The sequence below is a fragment of the Pseudomonas sp. NBRC 111123 genome (assembly GCF_001320205.1).
Classification (GTDB): Bacteria; Pseudomonadota; Gammaproteobacteria; order Pseudomonadales; family Pseudomonadaceae; genus Aquipseudomonas; species Aquipseudomonas putida_J.
In genome coordinates this window covers 95,937-114,475 of record NZ_BCAZ01000001.1, presented here as the reverse complement: position 1 = coordinate 114,475, position 18,539 = coordinate 95,937, and the positions used below count along the sequence as shown (strand labels likewise).

Annotated in this window: 12 protein-coding genes, 4 tRNA genes and 1 pseudogene; 9 read left to right on the top strand and 8 right to left on the bottom strand. The window is 64.4% G+C overall.

Going from position 1 to position 18,539, the window contains the following annotated elements:
- Window positions 1–65: 65 nt before the first annotated feature.
- From APH27_RS00520 to APH27_RS00510, 3 genes are read left to right on the top strand one after another with little or no spacing between them, the layout of a single operon-like run.
- Window positions 66–776, top strand: a complete 711-nt coding sequence (locus tag APH27_RS00520; protein ID WP_060483714.1) for a fumarylacetoacetate hydrolase family protein — start codon at window positions 66–68, stop codon at window positions 774–776.
- 18 nt (window positions 777–794) lie between these two features.
- Window positions 795–1,553, top strand: a complete 759-nt coding sequence (locus tag APH27_RS00515; RefSeq protein ID WP_027918129.1) for an SDR family oxidoreductase — start codon at window positions 795–797, stop codon at window positions 1,551–1,553.
- Window positions 1,554–1,577: 24 nt separating this feature from the next.
- The gene (locus tag APH27_RS00510) at window positions 1,578–2,528 is read left to right on the top strand and encodes a 2-hydroxyacid dehydrogenase (protein ID WP_060483713.1); all 951 of its coding nucleotides are present in this window, start codon (window positions 1,578–1,580) and stop codon (window positions 2,526–2,528) included.
- A 159-nt stretch (window positions 2,529–2,687) separates the two neighbouring features.
- Here APH27_RS00510 and nirD read toward each other — a convergent pair whose 3' ends face one another.
- The 3 genes from nirD to APH27_RS00495 all read right to left on the bottom strand — a co-directional run bounded on the left by nirD (window position 2,688) and on the right by APH27_RS00495 (window position 9,902).
- Window positions 2,688–3,050: a nitrite reductase small subunit NirD gene (gene nirD, locus APH27_RS00505; RefSeq protein ID WP_027918127.1), complete on the bottom strand. Its 363-nt coding sequence runs from the start codon at window positions 3,048–3,050 to the stop codon at window positions 2,688–2,690.
- The gene (gene nirB / locus APH27_RS00500) at window positions 3,050–5,599 is read right to left on the bottom strand and encodes a nitrite reductase large subunit NirB (RefSeq protein WP_060483712.1); all 2,550 of its coding nucleotides are present in this window, start codon (window positions 5,597–5,599) and stop codon (window positions 3,050–3,052) included. Before nirB ends, nirD begins: the two co-directional genes overlap by 1 nt.
- 292 nt (window positions 5,600–5,891) lie before the next feature.
- Window positions 5,892–9,902 (bottom strand): bifunctional nitrate reductase/sulfite reductase flavoprotein subunit alpha, encoded by a 4,011-nt coding sequence (locus APH27_RS00495; RefSeq protein ID WP_060483711.1) that lies wholly within the window; start codon window positions 9,900–9,902, stop codon window positions 5,892–5,894.
- 339 nt (window positions 9,903–10,241) lie between these two features.
- Between APH27_RS00495 and map the strand changes: the two genes are divergently transcribed.
- Entirely contained in the window at window positions 10,242–11,018 is a 777-nt protein-coding gene (gene map, locus APH27_RS00490; protein ID WP_027918124.1) for a type I methionyl aminopeptidase, read from the top strand.
- 156 nt (window positions 11,019–11,174) lie between these two features.
- On the opposite strand, the gene APH27_RS00485 is transcribed toward map, so the two are convergent.
- The 4 genes from APH27_RS00485 to APH27_RS00470 all read right to left on the bottom strand — a co-directional run bounded on the left by APH27_RS00485 (window position 11,175) and on the right by APH27_RS00470 (window position 11,676).
- Window positions 11,175–11,251 (bottom strand) — tRNA-Asp (locus APH27_RS00485).
- 13 nt (window positions 11,252–11,264) lie between these two features.
- Window positions 11,265–11,340: transfer RNA gene (locus tag APH27_RS00480), tRNA-Val, on the bottom strand.
- 170 nt (window positions 11,341–11,510) lie between these two features.
- Window positions 11,511–11,587: transfer RNA gene (locus tag APH27_RS00475), tRNA-Asp, on the bottom strand.
- Window positions 11,588–11,600: 13 nt separating this feature from the next.
- A tRNA-Val gene (locus APH27_RS00470) sits at window positions 11,601–11,676 on the bottom strand.
- 216 nt (window positions 11,677–11,892) lie between these two features.
- On the opposite strand from APH27_RS00470, the gene rdgC reads away from it, so the two are divergent.
- From rdgC to sugE, 3 genes are all read left to right on the top strand, one after another.
- A complete protein-coding gene (gene rdgC / locus APH27_RS00465; protein WP_027918123.1) occupies window positions 11,893–12,813 on the top strand; it encodes a recombination-associated protein RdgC in 921 nt (306 codons plus the stop codon).
- A gap of 186 nt (window positions 12,814–12,999) precedes the next feature.
- Window positions 13,000–13,965, top strand: a complete 966-nt coding sequence (locus tag APH27_RS00460) for a bile acid:sodium symporter family protein (protein WP_060483710.1) — start codon at window positions 13,000–13,002, stop codon at window positions 13,963–13,965.
- Between the two features lie 95 nt (window positions 13,966–14,060).
- Window positions 14,061–14,378 carry a quaternary ammonium compound efflux SMR transporter SugE gene (gene sugE / locus APH27_RS00455; RefSeq protein ID WP_027918121.1) on the top strand — a complete coding sequence of 106 codons (318 nt, stop codon included), beginning with the start codon at window positions 14,061–14,063 and terminating at the stop codon, window positions 14,376–14,378.
- A gap of 10 nt (window positions 14,379–14,388) precedes the next feature.
- On the opposite strand, the gene APH27_RS00450 is transcribed toward sugE, so the two are convergent.
- Window positions 14,389–16,266, bottom strand: a complete 1,878-nt coding sequence (locus APH27_RS00450; protein WP_027918120.1) for an MFS transporter — start codon at window positions 16,264–16,266, stop codon at window positions 14,389–14,391.
- Window positions 16,267–16,533: 267 nt separating this feature from the next.
- Between APH27_RS00450 and APH27_RS27030 the strand changes: the two are divergent.
- Together APH27_RS27030 and APH27_RS27025 are read left to right on the top strand one after the other, a co-directional pair.
- Window positions 16,534–17,598: pseudogene (locus APH27_RS27030) on the top strand (methyl-accepting chemotaxis protein); the annotation flags it as partial.
- Window positions 17,590–18,453 (top strand): methyl-accepting chemotaxis protein, encoded by an 864-nt coding sequence (locus APH27_RS27025; RefSeq protein ID WP_371260240.1) that lies wholly within the window; start codon window positions 17,590–17,592, stop codon window positions 18,451–18,453. The pseudogene APH27_RS27030 and the gene APH27_RS27025, both read left to right, overlap by 9 nt.
- The last annotated feature ends 86 nt before the right edge of the window (window positions 18,454–18,539 follow it).

Here is an 18,539-nt window from a genome sequence, read left to right as displayed (position 1 = left end):
TTTCGTCCAACTTTGCCGGCCAGCCTCTGACTTACGCTGGCCACTCCAGTACGGAGGATTCACCCATGACCTACCTGTTCAACCCGCCGGCCATCGTCAGTCTGCCGATCCGCGGCAGCGCTGCGCGCTTCCCGGTCGGCCGGGTGTTCTGCCTGGGCCGTAACTACCCCTGGCCAGCGGCTTACGGGCCGGCGCCACAAGAGCCTGTGTTCTTCATGAAACCCGCGAGCAATGTGGTCGAGGCACAGGGCGAACTGCCCTTCCCGCCGCAGACCGATGAGTTCTGCCACGAAATCGAGCTGGTAGCCGCCATCGCCAAGGGTGGGGCCGACATTGCTCCGGAACATGCCCTGGAACACGTGTTCGGCTTTGCCGCGGGCCTCGACATGACCCGCCGCGATCACCAGCGCAAGGCCAAGGCCGAGGGCCTGCCCTGGGAAGGTGCCAAGGTGTTCGAAGCCTCGGCACCGATGACCGCCATCGTCCCCGCCAGCGAATGCCCCTGGCCACTGGATGCCTCGCTGTGGCTGCAGGTCAATGGCCAGGAGCGCCAGCGCGCCCACCTGAGCCAGCAGACCTGGGCTCTGGCCGAGGTGATCAGCCGGCTGTCCCGCCAGCTACCTCTGCGCCCGGGCGACCTGATCATGACTGGCAGCCCACCCGGCGTCGCGCCACTGAACCCAGGCGACACGATCCACGCAGGCATCGATGGCATCGGCGAACTGCACCTGCGCGTCGGCCCCCGCCCTGCCGGGCAAACAGCCAACGCAGCCTGAACCTTGCGGAGCTCCAACATGAATCAGAACAAGAAAATCGCCCTGGTCACCGGCGCTGGCAGCGGCATCGGCCGGGCCGTCGCCCTCGCCCTGCTGGAGGACGGCTTCAGCCTGGTCCTCGCCGGGCGCCGCGCAGAGCCGCTGCAAGCGGTGGTTGAACAGGCACTGGCAGCGGGCGGTCAAGCCCTGGCCGTGCCCACCGACGTGCGCGATGAACAAAGCGTCGAGCAACTGTTCGCCACCATCGAAGAGGTGCATGGCCGCCTCGATGTGATCTTCAACAACGCTGGCATCAACGCCCCCGCCGTACCGGTCGACGAGCTGCCGCTGGAGAACTGGCGCAACGTCATCGCCACCAACGTCGACGGCGTGTTCCTGTGCGCCCGCGCCGCCTTCGGCCTGATGCGCCGCCAGCAGCCGCAAGGCGGGCGGATCATCAACAACGGCTCGATCTCGGCGCACACCCCACGCCCTTTCACCGCCCCCTATACCGCGAGCAAACATGCGGTGCTGGGCCTGACCAAGGCACTGGCGCTGGATGGCCGGCCGTACAACATCGTCTGCAGCCAGGTAGACATCGGCAACGCCTTGACCGAGTTGTCCGAGCGCATGACCCGTGGTGTGCGCCAGGCCAATGGCGAGATCGCCGCCGAGCCCATGCTCGACGTGCGCCATGTGGCCGACGCGGTGCGCTACATCGCCGCGCTGCCGCTGGACGCCAACGTACTGAACATGACCGTGATGGCCAGCAGCATGCCCTTCGTTGGCCGTGGCTGACCGCTGATTCTGATGGAGTGACCGATGAAACCCGAAGTCCTGCAACTGAGCCCGATCCTCATCCCGCAAATCCGTGAGCGGCTGGAACAGCTGTTCACCGTGCACCGTTACTACGAACAGGCCGACAAGGACGCCTTTGTCAGCCAGCATGCCAGCCACATTCGCGGCGTGATCACCGGTGGCCACACCGGTATCAGCCAGGCGCTGATGGCGCGCCTGCCCAACCTTGAAGTGATCGCGGTCAATGGCGTCGGCACCGATGCGGTGGATCTCGCCTACGCCCGTGACCGTGGCATCCAGGTCACCGCCACCATCGGCGCCCTCACCGAGGATGTCGCCGACCTCGCCATCGGCCTGCTGATCGGCTTGTGCCGGGGTATCTGCACGGGTGACCGTTTCGTGCGCGCAGGCCTATGGGCCACCAGCGCCACACCGTTGGCACCGCTGCCGCTGGCCCGCCAGGTGTCGGGCATGCGCGTGGGCATCGTCGGCATGGGCCGGGTCGGCCGTGCAGTGGCTCAACGGGCAGCGGCATTCGGTTGCCCGATCCGCTACACCGACCTGCAGGCGCTGGAGGTGCCTTATGGCTTCGAGGCGGATCTCGTGCAGTTGGCCAAAGGCAGCGATGCGCTGATTCTGGCGGCGGCCGCCGACAAGGGCGAAGCACTGATCAATCGCGAAGTCCTGAAAGCGTTGGGGGCCGAGGGGTATCTGATCAATATCGCGCGCGGCAAGCTGGTGGATGAGCCGGCGTTGATTGCGGCGCTGGAGGCCGGCGAGATCGCCGGTGCGGCGCTGGACGTGTTTGCCGATGAACCCCGGGCGCCCGAGGCCTTGTTCGGCCGTGAGGATGTGGTGCTGCAGCCGCATCGTGCCAGTGCCACGGTGCAGACCCGCACGCGCATGGGCGAGATGGTGGTGGCCAGCCTGGTGGATGTGTTTGCCGGGCGCAAGCCGCAGGGGTTGGTCATTTAACTCGCCTGTACCGGCCTCTTCGCGGGCAAGTCGGGGCGCCGAACCGCCGCTCCCACAGGGACACCACAGGGCTTGAGCCTTGTGCAGTACCTGTGGGAGCGGCCTTGCCGGGGCGCCGGACCGGTCGCAAAGGGGCGCAAAGCGCCCCCCAGCAAATTATCAGGCCACCGCAAGCTCCACCGCCCCACCATTCATCCGCACCGGCCACACCCGCAACCGCTGCCCGGCATCTTCCAGGCACGCCCCGCTTTGCAGGCTGAAGTGCTGCTTGTACAGCGGCGCTGCCACCACTAGCTCCCCCTGCAGGCTACCGACGAGCCCGCGCCCGATGATATTGGCCCCCGACCGCGGATCGCGGTTGTCCACCGCATACAGGCTCTGCTCCAGTGCGGGCAGGTAGAACAGTGCTACCTGGGCACCGTCAAGCCATACCACCACGCCCGAGTCGGCCACCAGGTCATCGGCCTGGCACACCGCCTGCCAGTTCTCTTGGGTTTTCGCAGCAACATTGGACAGGTTCATCAGACAGCCTCCTCGACGGTTGGAATCAGGTGCAGGGGTGCAACCGGCCGGCGCTGTTCGCGTTCGCGCACGAAGTGCACGTCCGGGTCGGCGCGTTGGTCGTTGACGAAAGTACGGAAGCGCTTGAGCTTCTCGGGGTCGTTGAGGGCGTTGGCCCATTCGCATTCATACTGGTCGACCACATGCTGCATCTGCGCCTCCAGCTCGGCCGCCAGGCCCAGGCTGTCGTCGAGAATCACCTGCTTGAGGTAATCCAGGCCGCCTTCCAGGCTCTCGCGCCAGACCGAAGTGCGTTGCAGCTTGTCGGCTGTGCGGATGTAGAACATCAGCACGCGGTCGATCAGGCGCACCAGGGTTTCGTCATCCAGGTCGGTGGCGAACAGCTCGGCGTGGCGCGGACGCATGCCGCCGTTGCCGCAGATGTACAGGTTCCAGCCCTTGTCTGTGGCGATGACGCCGATGTCCTTGCTCTGTGCCTCGGCGCACTCGCGGGTGCAGCCGGAGACGGCGAACTTGAGTTTGTGCGGGCTACGCAGGCCCTTGTAGCGGTCCTCCAGGCGCAGCGCCATGCCAACGCTGTCTTGCACGCCGTAGCGGCACCAGGTGCTGCCCACGCAGGATTTCACAGTACGGGTCGACTTGCCGTAGGCATGGCCGGTCTCGAAGCCGGCCGCGATCAGCTCACCCCAGATCAGCGGCAACTCGTGCAGCTGGGCGCCGAACAGGTCGATGCGCTGGCCGCCGGTGATCTTGGTGTAGAGGTCGTACTTTTTCGCCACCTGGCCGATCACGATCAGCTTCTCAGGGGTGATCTCGCCGCCAGGGATGCGCGGCACCACCGAGTAGGTGCCGTTCTTCTGCATGTTGGCCATGAAGGTATCGTTGGTGTCCTGCAGCGGTACCAGCGCCGGGTCCATGATCGGCTGGTTCCAGCACGAGGCGAGGATCGAACCCACCGCCGGTTTGCAGATGTCGCAGCCGACATGGCCCTTGCCGTGGCGTTCGAGCAGCGCGTTGAAGCTGCGGATGCCCTCGACCCGCACCAGCCCGTAGAGCTCCTGGCGGGTGAAGGCGAAGTGTTCGCAGAGGCTCTTGTCGACAACCACGCCGCGGGCAGTGAGTTCGTGTTCGAACACCTGCTTGAGCAACGCCGCACAGCCGCCGCAGCCGCTGGCCGCCTTGGTGCAGCCCTTGACCGCTGCGAGGTCGCCGCAGCCACTGTCGATGGCCGCGCACACCGCGCCCTTGCTGACGTTGTGGCACGAGCAGATGGTCGCGCTGTCGGGCAGGGCGTCGGCACCCAGGGCCGGTGCGCCGCCGCCTTGCGGCAGGATCAGCGCTGCAGCGTCGGCCGGCAAGGCGATGCCGTTCTGGGCGTACTGCAGCAAGGTGTCGTAGTAGCTGTTGTCGCCCACCAGCACTGCACCGAGCACGTGCTTGCCGCTGGCATCCACCACCAGGCGGCGATAGGCGCTGTTGGCCTCGTCGATGAAACGGTAGCTGCGCGACCCCGGCGTGGCGCCGTGGGCATCGCCAATAGAGCCGACATCCACGCCCAGCAGCTTGAGCTTGGTCGACATGTCGGCACCGGTGAATGCGCTGGCGGCTTCGCCCATCAGCAACGCTGCCAGGTTGCGCGCCATGCTGTAGCCCGGGGCAACCAGGCCGAACACGCTGCCGTTCCACGAGGCGCATTCACCAATGGCGAAAATGCGTGGGTCGCTGCTGCGGCAGTGGTTGTCGATCACCACGCCACCGCGCGGGGCGATTTCCAGGCCGCTGGCACGGCCCAGGGCGTCTTGCGGTCGGATACCGGCGGAGAACACGATCAGGTCGGTTTCCAGGTGTTGGCCGCCGTCGAAGTTCATGCGGTAGCGGTAGGCCTCACCGGCGCTGATCGACTGGGTGGCGCACGACAGGTGCACGCCCACACCCAGCGCTTCGATCTGCGCCTTGAGCGCGGCGCCACCCTCACCGTCCAGCTGCACCGGCATCAGCCGCGGGGCAAACTCCACCACATGCGCCTCCAGGCCGAGGGACTTCAGCGCGTTGGCAGCTTCCAGGCCGAGCAGGCCGCCTCCGACCACCACGCCACGGCGCGCTTCGCCGGCGGCGGCGCGAATGGCATCGAGGTCGTCGAGGGTGCGATAGACCAGGCGAGCATTGCCGCTTGAGCCTTCGATCGGGGGCACGAACGGGTAGGAACCGGTGGCCAGGACCAACTGGTCGTAGCCGTAGCGGCCCTCGGCAGTCACCACTTCGCAGCGTTCGCGATCGATTTCCAGCACTGCTTCGCCCAGGTGCAGGTGCACCCCGCTGCTGCCGTAGTAGTCCTGCCCGCAGAGGGCCAAGGTCTCGGCACAGCTGCCGGCGAAATATTCCGACAGGTGCACGCGGTCGTAGGCACGTTGGCGTTCTTCGCCGAACACGTGCAGCTCGAAGCGCCCGAGCGCGCCGCGTTCGACCAGTTGCTCGACGCAATGGTGGCCGACCATGCCGTTGCCGACGATGACCAGTCGCTCTCGTTGCCCGCTCACTGTTGCCTTCATAAGCCGATCCTCGATCAAAAAAAAAGCGCCTGGAGCCGAAGCTCCAGGCGCCTTTGCCTGTATTCATCACGGTGGGGCCCGGGTTGATCGCCGTTGATCAGTGGGCTTTGTTGTAACAGAGATCTAGCAGGGACTGTGCCAAGCCCGTTACCTGTGCCGGCCTCTTCGCGGGTAAACCCGCTCCCACAAGGCCTCCACTGGTCTCAAGCACTTGTGGGTACGGGTTTGCCCGCGAAAGGGCCAGTGCTACCCATGCACATTTCAAGTGCAGCGCTCACCATCCTGGGGCACTTCAATACACATCACGCCGATACCGCCTGGCCTTGCTCAATGCTTCGACATAGGCATCCGCATCCACCTTGCCATGCACGGCGATCACCTCACGCAACGCCGCATCCACATCCTTGGCCATGCGCTGGGCATCGCCACAGACATAGAAGTACGCCCCCGCCTCCAGCCACTGCCACAATTGCGCGCCTTGCTCCAGCATGCGTTGCTGCACGTAGATCTTCTCGGCCTGGTCCCGTGAGAACGCCGTGTCCAGGCGCAGATGCCCGGCCGCCTGCCAGGCCTGAAGCTGTTCCTGATAGTAGAAATCCGTGGCCGCATACTGCTCGCCGAAAAACAGCCAGTTAGCCCCTTTGGCACCCCGCGCCTCGCGTTCTTCAAGGAAGGCACGGAACGGCGCGACGCCGGTACCGGGCCCGACCATGATCACCGGCACGTCGTTGTCCTCGGGCAGACGAAAATGCTTCGATACCTGCGGGAAGATCGCCACCTTCAGCGCCTGCGCCCGGTCAGCGAGGAACGTTGAGCAGACCCCTTTGCGCTCGCCGTAGCGCACGGTGGAAACGGTCAGGTGCACCTGATCCGGATGAGCCAACGGGCTGGAGCTGATCGAATACAGGCGCGGCTGCAACGGCTTGAGCAAGCCGAGCCAGGCATCCAGCGGCAATCGCTGAGGGAACGCACGCAGCACATCGACCAACTGCCGCCCCCACAGCCAGTCCTGCAGCTCGGCCTTGCACTCGGGCTGCAACAGGCGCTGCAGGTCGGCGGCATGCGTGCTGAATGCCTGCAGTTGCTGAGGGGTGACCTTGGCGATATCCAGATGCGCTTCCAGGGCCTCGGCCAGTGGCATCGCCGGCTGCCCCTTCACTTCCACCAACGCCTTGCCATCGAGCTGCGTCAGCGCCAGCAGCTCCTCGACCAGCGCCGGGCAGTTGCGCGGCCATACGCCCAAGGCATCACCGGCTGCATAGGTGAAACCGCTGCCGGACAGGTCGAATATCAGCTGGCGGGTTTCCTTGCTCGCCCCCGGGCCGTTGAGCAGCTGGTTTGCAAGCAGTGGGGCCGACCAGGGTTGCTGCTTGCTGTAGCTCACCACGGGTGCTGGTTCACTGACCGCTGCCAAAGAGTCCGTGCCGCCGAGTTCTGGCAACAGGGCTTCGAGCCAGCCGGCGAAGGCTTCATCGAAATCCGGTTCGCAATCGACCCGTTGCAGCAAGCGGCGCCCGCCCAGTTCGGCCAGGCGCTGGTCGAGCTTGCGGCCAAAGCCGCAGAACTGGTCGTAGCTGGAGTCGCCCAAGGCCAGCACGGCATAAGGCAGCTGCGCGCAGCAGGCACCCTGCTCGCCTTGCAGCGCCTGCCAGAACGCCTTGGCGCTGTCGGGCGCATCACCATCACCGAAGGTGCTGGTGATCAGCACCACACTGGCCGCGCCTTGCAGTTGGCTGGGGCTTACCGCCTCCATGCAGCTGAGCTGCACCTGGAGGCCAGCGCCACGCAGGCGCTCGGCACACCGCTGGGCAAGCCCCTCGCCATTGCCCGTCTGCGACGCCCACAGCACCTGGTGGCGCGGCATCGTAATAACCGGCGTGGCTGCTGGCTGCGCGAACAGACCAGCCAACAAGCCGTCTACGAACAGCCGCCGGGATGCGGCCAGCGGCGCACTGGCCGGCAGGCTGGGGACACCCTCGGCACGCGCCTGATCGAGGCCGAGCAGGAAGCCTTGCAGGTAATGACGCTCGTCATCGGCCAGCACCGGGGCTGGCAGGGTGTCCAGGCCAAGCAGGCGGGACAGGGTCGCGGTCGGCATGCGGGCAGGCTCCGGAATAGTGGTATTGAGCTCAAGGGCATCGATACGCTCGCCAGCGACCCGCTCCAGGGCCACGGCGCAATGTTTGAACGCCGGCTGCAGCGACAGCGGGTCGACTGCATCACAGGTCACGGCATTGACCGCCAACTGCTCGCCGATCAGGTCGTTCCAGTGGAACGGGGCAAAGCAGTTGCCGGGCATGACCCGGTCGCTGATGCGCGCTGGCAACACAGCCTGGCCGCGCCGCGAGCGAATGGCGACCTGGTCCTTGTCGGCGATGCCCAGGCGGGCGGCATCTTCGGGGTGGACTTCAACAAAGGGGCCGGGCTCCAGCTTGTTCAGTGCCGGGACCTTGCCGGTCTTGGTCAGGGTATGCCACTGGTGCTGCACACGGCCGGTATTGAGCACCCACGGGTAGTCGGCGTCCGGCAGTTCGGGTGCAGGCAGCCAGGGCCGAGCGAAGAAGCGCGCCTTGCCGCTGGCGGTGGGGAACGCCAGTTCAGGCAGGTTGCCCTCGGCATCGCGCAACAGCTGCTGACTGCTGCCGTCGTTCTGGTAACGCAACGGGCTGCGGTCATCTGCGCGGCCGGGTGCGCAGGGCCACTGCCGTGGGCTGTCGCGCAATTGCTCATAGCCGATCCCGCGCAGGTCGTAGCCGGTGGCCGGGTTCCAGAAGCGCCGGATCTCGTCGTACACCGCCTCGGCGTCGGGGTAGTCGAAGGCATCGGCGTAGCCCATGGCGCAGGCGACCTGGGCGATGATCTGCCAATCCGCCAGGCTCTGGCCCGGTGCCTGGACCGCCCGTGGCATCAGCGTCAGGTTGCGCTCACTGTTGATCATCACGCCCTCGCCTTCGGCCCATAGCGCAGCGGGCAGCAGAATATCGGCGTAGCGGTTGGTCTCGGTGTCGAGGAAGGCATCCTGGGTGATCACCAGCTCGGCCTGGCGCAGGCCGTCGATCACCTGTTGGCGGTTGGCGACGCTGGCCACCGGGTTGCTGCAGATGACCCAGCAGGCTTTCACCTCGCCTGCTTTCATCTGCTCGAACAGTGCAATCGTGCCCTCGCCGCTTTCGCTGCGCAGGCTGCCCGGTTGCAAGCCCCACTGCTGCTCGACAAAGGCGCGGTCCGCGGCCACCAACGCCGAGCGCTGCCCCGGCAGGCCAGGGCCCATGTAGCCCATCTCGCGGCCGCCCATGGCATTGGGCTGGCCGGTCAGCGAAAACGGCCCGCTGCCCGGGCGGCAGATGGCGCCGGTGGCCAGGTGCAGGTTGCAGATGGCGTTGCTGTGCCAGGTGCCGTGGACGCTCTGGTTGAGGCCCATGGTCCAGCAGCTCATCCACTCCCCGGCGGTGCCGATCCATTCTGCGGCCTGGCGGATGTCGGCTTCACTCAGGCCGGTCATGGCGGCCACACGTTCAGGGGTGTAATCGTCAAGGAACGCCGGCAGCTCGTCCCAGCCTTCGGTGTGACGGGCGATGAAGTCAGGATCGGTATGGCCGTTGTAGTACAGCAGGTGCAGCAGGCCGTTGAGCAGGGCCAGGTCACTGCCGGGGCGCACCTGCAGGAACAGGTCGGCCTTGTCGGCGGTAGCGGTGCGCCGCGGGTCGACGACGATCAGCCTGGCGCCGGCCTTGACCCGGTCGAGCAGGCGCAGGAACAGGATTGGGTGGCAGTCGGCCATGTTTGCGCCGATCACCAGAAACACATCAGCGCGTTCGAAATCCTGGTAGCTGCCGGGCGGGCCGTCGGCACCGAGCGACAGCTTGTAACCACTGCCTGCGCTGGCCATGCACAGCCGCGAATTGGATTCGATGTGACGGGTGCGGATAAAGCCCTTGGCCAGCTTGTTGGCCAGGTACTGGGCCTCCAGTGACATCTGACCGGACACATAGAGCGCCACAGAGTCCGGGCCGTGCTGGTCGATGATACCGCGCAAGCGCTCGCCGGCCTGGGCAATGGCCTGGTCCATGCTGCTGCGTGCCGGTTGCTGACCGCGTTGCTGGCGAACGTAGGCGTCTTCCAGGCGCCCGGCAGCGGTCAGTGGCAGGTGGGCGGTGAGACCTTTGGTACATAGCCGGCCGAAGTTGCTCGGGTGCTGCTTGTCGCCGCTGATCTTGCCGACCTTGCCGTCGACGACACTCATGACGATGCCGCAACCTACGCCGCAGTAAGGGCAGACGCTGCGTACTTCGCGGGTGGTCATGGGCTCTCTCCCCCTTTCAGGAACGCAAAAAGGCGCCGGCTGCTCCTGCTTGCTGGGCAAGCGGGGCAACACGGCGCCTTTGTCGTGAGGTTTTCGGGCTGTCGACGTTGATAGCCCTGGATAGCGGTCATTCAGCAATTAGCGGGCCAGCTGTGCCGGCCCCTTCGCGGGTAAACCCGCTCCCACAGGTACTGCGCAGTCTTCAAACCTGTGGCAATCCTGTGGGAGCGGGTTTACCCGCGAAGAGACCGGCACAGAAGGCGCACCACGCGGTGGCAAGCACATGATCCATGGCGCTATGCTGGGGCAATTTCCAGCAAGAGCTACAGCCCGCACTCCATGTCCAAGGTGATCCTCAAGACCCCCGCCCAACTCGAACTGATGCGCAACGCCGGCCAGCTGTTGGCCCAGGTGTTTGCCGAACTCGACGGTTTCATCCGCCCCGGCGTGACCACGATGCAGATCAACGACCACGCCGAAGCATTCATCGTCGATACGCTCAAGGCCCGCCCCGCCAGCAAGGGCCAGTACGGTTTCCCCTATTCGCTCAACACGTCGGTGGACCACGTGGTCTGCCACGGCATCCCCAAGGCCGATGAAGTGCTGAAGGAAGGCTCGATCATCAACGTCGACGTCACCCTGGAACAGGGTGGCTACATTGCCGACTCGTCGAAGATGTACAGCATCGGGCCGATCAGTGAAGACGCGCAAAGGCTGGTCGACACCACCTACGACGCGCTGTGGAAAGGCATCGAGCAGGTACGCCCAGGGGCGACGCTGGGTGATATCGGCCATGCCATCCAGGCCCATGCCGAAGCGGCTGGCTACAGTGTGGTACGCGAATACTGCGGGCATGGTATCGGCCAGCAGATGCACGAAGGCCCCGAAGTACTGCATTTCGGCCTGCGTGGCATGGGCATGAAGTTGCAGCCGGGGATGGTGTTTACCATCGAGCCGATGATCAACCAGGGTGGGCGCGGGACGCGAACGCTGAAGGATGGCTGGACGGTGATTACCCGGGACCACTGCCTGTCGGCGCAGTGGGAGCACACGGTGGCGGTTACGGAGGACGGGGTCGAAGTGCTGACGTTGCGCGAAGAGGAGCGTAATCGCTGAGATTGCCGGGGCGCCGGCCCGGTCGCAAAAGGCTGCAAAGCAGCCCCAAGATCGACCAGGCAGCGCAATTGTTCAGAATACAGAAACAAAAAAAGCGACCCTAAGGTCGCTTTCTTTGTGGCTTCCGGGTGTTCAGTGGGCCCTGGAAGCGGAATATGGCGCAGCGGACGGGACTCGAACCCGCGACCCCCGGCGTGACAGGCCGGTATTCTAACCGACTGAACTACCGCTGCGCTATTCAACGAGTGGTGGGTGATGACGGGATCGAACCGCCGACCCTCTGCTTGTAAGGCAGATGCTCTCCCGGCTGAGCTAATCACCCATTCGTCTCGGTGAGGCGCGCATTCTACGGACGAACCAGAAGCCTGGCAAGCCATTGATGCAACTTTTTCGCAAAAATTATCAGCAACACATTTCAGGCACAAAAAAAGCGACCCTAAGGTCGCTTTCTCTGTTACTTCCGGGTGTTCAGTGGGCCCTGGAAGTGGAATATGGCGCAGCGGACGGGACTCGAACCCGCGACCCCCGGCGTGACAGGCCGGTATTCTAACCGACTGAACTACCGCTGCGCTATACATCGAGTGGTGGGTGATGACGGGATCGAACCGCCGACCCTCTGCTTGTAAGGCAGATGCTCTCCCGGCTGAGCTAATCACCCTTCGTCTCGGTGTGGCGCGCATTCTACGGACGGCCTTCTACCCTGGCAAGCACTTTTTTAACTTTTTTCAAAAAAAATCCCAGCCCTTTCAAAGACCTAGCGCAGCCGGGGCTTTTCTTTCCTTATATGACCCTGCTGGCCCTATGACAGGGCTGGCCTCGGAGCACTGCTCGGAGAATAATGCCCGCCTTATGCATTAAGGAGAGATTGCCCCTCATGTGGTTCAAGAACCTGCTGTCCTACCGCCTGACCCAGGAAGTACCGTTCGAGGCTGAAGCGCTGGAAGCCGCCCTGGCCTCCAAGCCGGCCCGCCCCTGCGCCAGCCAGGAGCTGACCACCTACGGTTTCGTCGCGCCGTTCGGCAAGGGCGAAGACGCTCCCCTGGTGCACGTCAGCGGCGAGTTCCTGCTGGTTGCCGCGCGCAAGGAAGAACGCATCCTGCCGAGCAGCGTGGTCAACGATGCCGTGAAGGAAAAGGTCGAAGAGATCGAGACCGAGCAGATGCGCAAGGTCTATAAAAAAGAGCGCGACCAGATCAAGGACGAGATCATCCAGGCGTTCCTGCCGCGCGCGTTCATCCGCCGCTCGATGATCTTCGCCGCCATCGCCCCGCGCCTGGGGATGATCCTGGTCAACTCGGCCAGCGCCAAGCGCGCCGAAGACCTGCTGTCGACCCTGCGTGAAGTGATGGGCTCGCTGCCGGTGCGCCCGGCCACGGTGAAGATTGCACCGACCGCGACCATGACCGACTGGGTCAAGTCGCAACAGGCTGCCGAAGGCTTCTATGTGCTGGACGAGTGCGAGCTGCGTGACACCGCCGAAGACGGCGGCATCGTGCGCTGCAAACGCCAGGACCTGACCGGCGAGGAAATCCAGCTGCACCTGAGCACCGGCAAGGTGGTCACCCAGCTGGCCCTGGCCTGGCAGGACAAGCTGTCGTTCGTGCTCGACGACAAGATGGTGATCAAACGCCTGAAGTTCGAAGAGCTGCTGCAGGAACAGGCTGAACAGGACGGGGGTGATGAAGCCGCGCAGCAGTTCGATGCCAGCTTCCAGCTGATGATGATGACCTTTGCCGAATTCCTGCCGGTGCTGTTCGAAGCGCTGGGTGGGGAGGAGATTCCGCAAGGGGTCTGAGGTAGTTTGAAAGACCGGTGCTGGGCTGATTCTCAGCAGTAACCAGTACCGGCCTCTTCGCGGGCAAGCCCGCTCCCACAGGGATCACCACAGACTCGAATACTGTGGCGATCCCTGTGGGAGCGGGCTTTCCCGCGAAAGGGCCTGTGAAATTGATAACGCTATAAATAGAAAAGGAATTGCCCCATGCGTGCCCTCGCCGCCTTAAGCCGCTTCGTCGGCAATACCTTCGCCCTGTGGGTGCTGGTGTTCGCCGTGCTGGCCTTCCTGCAGCCCCAGTGGTTCATCGCCCTCAAGGTCGCCATCGTGCCGCTGCTGGGCCTGGTGATGTTTGGCATGGGCCTGACCCTCAAGCTCGACGACTTCGCCGCCCTCGCCCGCCAACCCTGGCGAGTGGCCCTTGGCGTGGTGGCGCACTTCGTGATCATGCCGGGCATGGCCTGGCTGCTGTGCCAGCTGTTTCACCTACCGGCGGAAATCGCCGTGGGCGTGATCCTGGTCGGCTGTTGCCCGAGCGGCACGGCGTCGAACGTGATGGTCTGGCTGTCCAAGGGCGACCTGGCGCTGGCAGTGGCAATTGCCGCCGTGACCACCCTGCTCGCCCCTTTGCTGACCCCGGCGCTGATCTGGTTTCTGGCTTCTGCCTGGCTGCCGGTGTCCTTCATGGACATGTTCTGGTCAATCCTGCAGCTGGTGATGTTGCCGATCGTGCTCGGCGTGCTGGCCCAGCGCCTGCTGGGTGCACGGGTGCAGACGGCGGTGCAGGTGCTGCCGCTGGTGTCGGTGGTGAGCATCGTGATGATCGTCTGCGCGGTGGTGGCGGCCAGCCAGGCCAAGATCGCCGAGTCGGGCCTGCTGATCATGGCCGTGGTGGTGCTGCACAACACCTTCGGCTATCTGCTGGGTTACCTCACAGGCCGCCTCTGCAAGCTGCCGTTGGCCCAGCGCAAGTCGCTGGCGCTTGAGGTGGGGATGCAGAACTCGGGGTTGGGGGCGGCATTGGCGGCGGCACACTTCTCACCGCTGGCGGCAGTGCCGAGTGCGCTGTTCAGCGTCTGGCACAACATTTCCGGGGCGCTGCTGTCGACCTGGTTCCGCAGGATGGAAGATTCATCGGCCCCCATAGAAGAGGTTGAGCCAGCCAGGCATTGATGTGTACCCTGATGGCCACTGTGAGGACGACCTCACGACGCACCGCGTGACCATCCCGGGGACGGCCCCATCATTCGCAACGATGGAGACGCATCATGTCCTGGATCATCCTGTTCTTCGCCGGCCTGTTCGAGGTCGGCTGGGCCGTCGGCTTGAAGTACACCGACGGCTTCAGCAAACCCCTCCCCACCGCGCTCACCGTCGCCGCCATGGCCGTCAGCCTGGGCCTGCTGGGCCTGGCCATGAAGGAACTGCCACTGGGTACCGCCTATGCCATCTGGACCGGCGTCGGCGCCGTCGGCACGGTGATCGCCGGGATCATCCTGTTCGGCGAGTCGATGGCCCTGGTACGGCTGGTCAGCGTGGCGCTGATCGTTACCGGCCTGATCGGCCTGAAAGTCAGCGCCAGCTGATACCCCGTCCTTAGCGCAGGCCACCGCGCAAGCGGCTGACCTGCTCACGCAGGGCTTCTGGCTGCGCCGCCTCCACCGGGATGGCGGCGCCTGCCACGATGGTTACCCGCGACCACAGGCGCTTGAAGAAGCCCTTGGCCGGATCGCGGCTGAAGAAGCTCCCCCACAACCCCTGCAGCGCCAGCGGAATCACCGGCACCGGGGTTTCTTCGAGAATACGGCTGACGCCGCCCTTGAACGCATCGATCTCGCCGTCGCCGGTCAGTTTGCCTTCCGGAAAGATGCACACCAGCTCACCGTCCGCCAGGTATTCGGCGATGCGGGCGAAGGCTCGCTCGTAGGTCGCCTGGTCTTCGTTGCGCCCGGCAATCGGAATGGCGCCCGCCGTGCGGAACACGAAGTTGAGCACCGGCAGGTTGTAGATCTTGTAGTACATGACAAAGCGGATGGGCCGGCGAATCGCCCCGCCCAGCAGCAGCGCATCGACGAACGACACGTGGTTGCACACCAGCAGTGCCGCGCCTTCATCAGGGATACGCTCGAGGTCACGGTGTTGCACGCGGTACATCGAGTGGCTGAGCAGCCAGATCAGGAAGCGCATGGTGAATTCGGGCACGATCTTGAAGATGTAGGCGTTGACCAGCACGTTCAGCAGCGACACCACCAGGAACAGCTGCGGGATGCTCAGCTTCGCCACGCTCAGCAGGACAATGGTGAAGATCGCCGAGACCACCATGAACAGGGCATTGAGGATGTTGTTGGAAGCGATCACCCGGGCCCGTTGGTCCTCGGCGGTGCGGGCCTGGATCAGTGCGTACAGCGGCACGATGTAGAAGCCGCCGAACACGCCAAGGCCGACGATCGACAGCAGGATCCACCAAGACGCCTGCATGCCTAGCAGTGCCAGCCAGTCGTGCGGCTGCGCGCCCGCCGGTACGTCACCGGAATGCCACCACCAGAGCAGGCCGAACAGGGTCAGGCCGAACGAGCCGAACGGCACCAGGCCGATTTCCACCTTGCGCCCGCTGAGCCGTTCGCACAGCAGCGAACCGAGGGCAATGCCCACCGAGAACAGGGTCAGCACCAGGGTCACTGCGGTCTCGTCACCGTGCAGCCACTCTTGGGCGTAAGTCGGGATCTGGGTCAGGTAGATGGCACCGACGAACCAGAACCACGAGTTGCCAACGATCGAGCGCGACACTGCCGGGGTCTGCCCCAGGCCCATGCGAAGGATCACCCACGACTGCTTGAAGATGTTCCAGTCCAGCGCCATTTGCGGCGACGCAGCCGCCGCCCGCGGGATCCAGCGGCTGGCCAGGTAGCCCAGCACGGCAGTGCCGACCACGCCACCGGCCACCACCGTGGCGTAGCTGTCGGTGGCCATCATCACCCCGGCGCCGATGGTGCCGACCAGGATGGCGAGGAAGGTGCCCATCTCCACCAGGCCGTTGCCGCCAACCAGCTCTTCTTCGCGCAGGGCCTGGGGCAGGATCGAGTACTTCACCGGGCCGAACAATGCCGAGTGGGTACCCATGCCGAACAAGGCCACCAGCATCAGCGTGAGGTGGTTGGTGACGAAGCCAATGGCACCGACCGCCATGATGCCGATCTCGGCCAGCTTGATCGCACGGATCAGGGCGTCCTTGGCGAACTTCTCGCCGAACTGCCCGCCCAGTGCCGAGAACAGGAAGAACGGCAGGATGAACAACAGTGCACAGAGGTTGACCCAGATCGAACGGTCGCCGTCGCCCAGGCTGAGCTTGAACAGGATCGCCAGGATCAGCGACTGCTTGAACAGGTTGTCGTTGAAGGCACCCAGCAATTGGGTGACGAAGAACGGCAGGAAACGCCGCTTGCCGAGCAAGGTGAATTGCGAGGGGTGACTCATCGTCCTTGTTCCTGAGTGTCTTTTGTCATTGGAGGCACGCGGAGCGCGACAAGCCACAAATCTGCACGGGAAAGCCTTGGGCTGGCAAGCAACACGGCATGAATCAGGAACCCGCGCACAGTTTGATATCACCGTGACACCAATTTCATGAAAAGCACTGTTCAGATTTTGTTACACATGCCGATAATTCATATAGATGACTATATCTGACAGAAGGGATGGACCTCAGGTCTCCTCCAATCCATAAGAACAGGAGCTCGGCAGTATATGTTTACCTGGTTCGGCGACCTCAGGATCGCCCACAAACTCTTCCTCGGTTTCGGCCTGGTGCTGTGCCTGACGCTGGTGCAGTCGCTCATCAGCTGGGACGGTATGGGCAGCCTGGTACGGCGCAGCGAGGTGGTCAGCGATGTGTCGCGCCTCAACGACGCCCTGGGCGACCTGCGCGAAGCGCGCCTGCGCCACGCCATGGCCAATGGCGCGCCAACCGAGAGCAAGCAGTTGCAGGCCGCGCTGGAGGCGTTCAAGCCAACCCTGGCAACGCTGCGTGAAGTGATGATCCGGGCGCAGAGCCAGGCGCTGATCAATACTGCCGACCAGGCTCTGCAGGGCTACAGCGCCAACCAGGCCGCCAGCTTGCGTTCCTATGAAAAGATGCGCGCTGCACAGAAGGAAATGGGCGTGCTGGCCACCCAGTCGTTCGCCAGCATCGAGCAGATTCGCAATCAGGTGCGTGCCTTGCCTGATGCCGAACAGCGTTTCGTGCGCATCGAGGCGATCAACCAGATCCGCGAGAACCTGATCCTGCTGCGCTACCACGTTCGCGGTTACACGGGTAACACCAACGCCGAGACCGAGCAACTGATGAACACCCAGATCGCCACCACGGTGAACGATCTGCCTGGGCTGGTCGCTCGCTTCAATGGCAACTTCCCGCAGCAGTTCCAGCAATTGCAGCAGCAGGTACAGGCCTATGCCGCCGCTGTCGAAGCGTTCCGCGGCGAGGTCAGCCACCTGGTCGGCTACCGCGCGGCCATGGCCAAGGACATCGAAATCCTCAACGGCGTCATTGGCCAACTGCTCGATGACCAGGCAGTGCTGGTCGCCACGGACAGCCATTTCGCTCGCACCCTGCAGATCGCCACCACCCTGCTCGCCCTGCTGATCGGGGCACTGGCAGCCGTGGTGATCGCCCGGCAGATCAGCCAGCCGCTGCGCCAGGCACTGAACGCCATGGAGCAGGTGGCCGGCGGTGACCTCAGCGAGCAACCGACCAGCCGCCGCCGCGACGAGGTCGGGCAATTGCAGAACGCCCTGCAGGGCATGACCCGCAACCTGCGCGAGCTGATCGCCCAGGTACGCGATGGCATTTCGCAGATCGCCAGCGCCACCGAGGAGCTTTCGGCGATCACCGAGCAGACCAGCGCCGGTGCCAACCACCAGAAGGTGGAAACCGACCAGGTGGCCACGGCCATGCAGGAAATGGCTGCCACCGTGCAAGAGGTGGCGCGCAATGCTGGCGAAGCCTCCGAGGCCGCCAGCGCCACCGACGACGAAGCCCGTGAAGGTGACAGCGTGGTCAATCGCGCCGTTACCCAGATCGGCCGCCTGGCCAGCCAGGTGGATGCCACTGGCGCAGCCATGGACGCCCTGCGCACCGAAAGCCAGCGTATCGGCAAGGTCATGGATGTGATCAAGGCCGTGGCCGAGCAGACCAACCTGCTGGCGCTCAACGCCGCTATCGAAGCGGCCCGGGCCGGTGAGGCTGGCCGTGGCTTTGCCGTGGTGGCCGATGAAGTGCGCAGCCTGGCGCAGCGTACCCAGGCATCGACACTGGAGATCGAGTCGGCGATCGGCAGCCTTGAAGAAGGCACCCGCTCGGTGAGCGAGTTGATGGAACAGAGCCAGAGCCTGACCGAAAGCAGCGTGGCGCTAGTCCGTGAGGCCGGGGTGGCACTGGAAGGGATTACCCAGCGCGTATCGGGGATCCAGCTGATGAACCAGCAGATTGCCGCAGCGTCCGAGCAGCAGAGTGCGGTGGCTGAAGAGATCAGCCGCAGCGTAGTGACGGTGCGGGACATTTCCGAACAGACCGCTGAAGCCAGTCAGCAGACCTCAGCGTCCAGTGTGGAACTGGCGCGGTTGGGTGGGCAGTTGCAGCAGATGATCAGCCGGTTCCGCTTTTGAGCCATTGATCTGAAAGCTGTACTGACTTGTGTTGGTGCGGCCTGGTGTCGCGAAAGGGCTGCGAAGCGGCCCCAGGATTTCAGCTT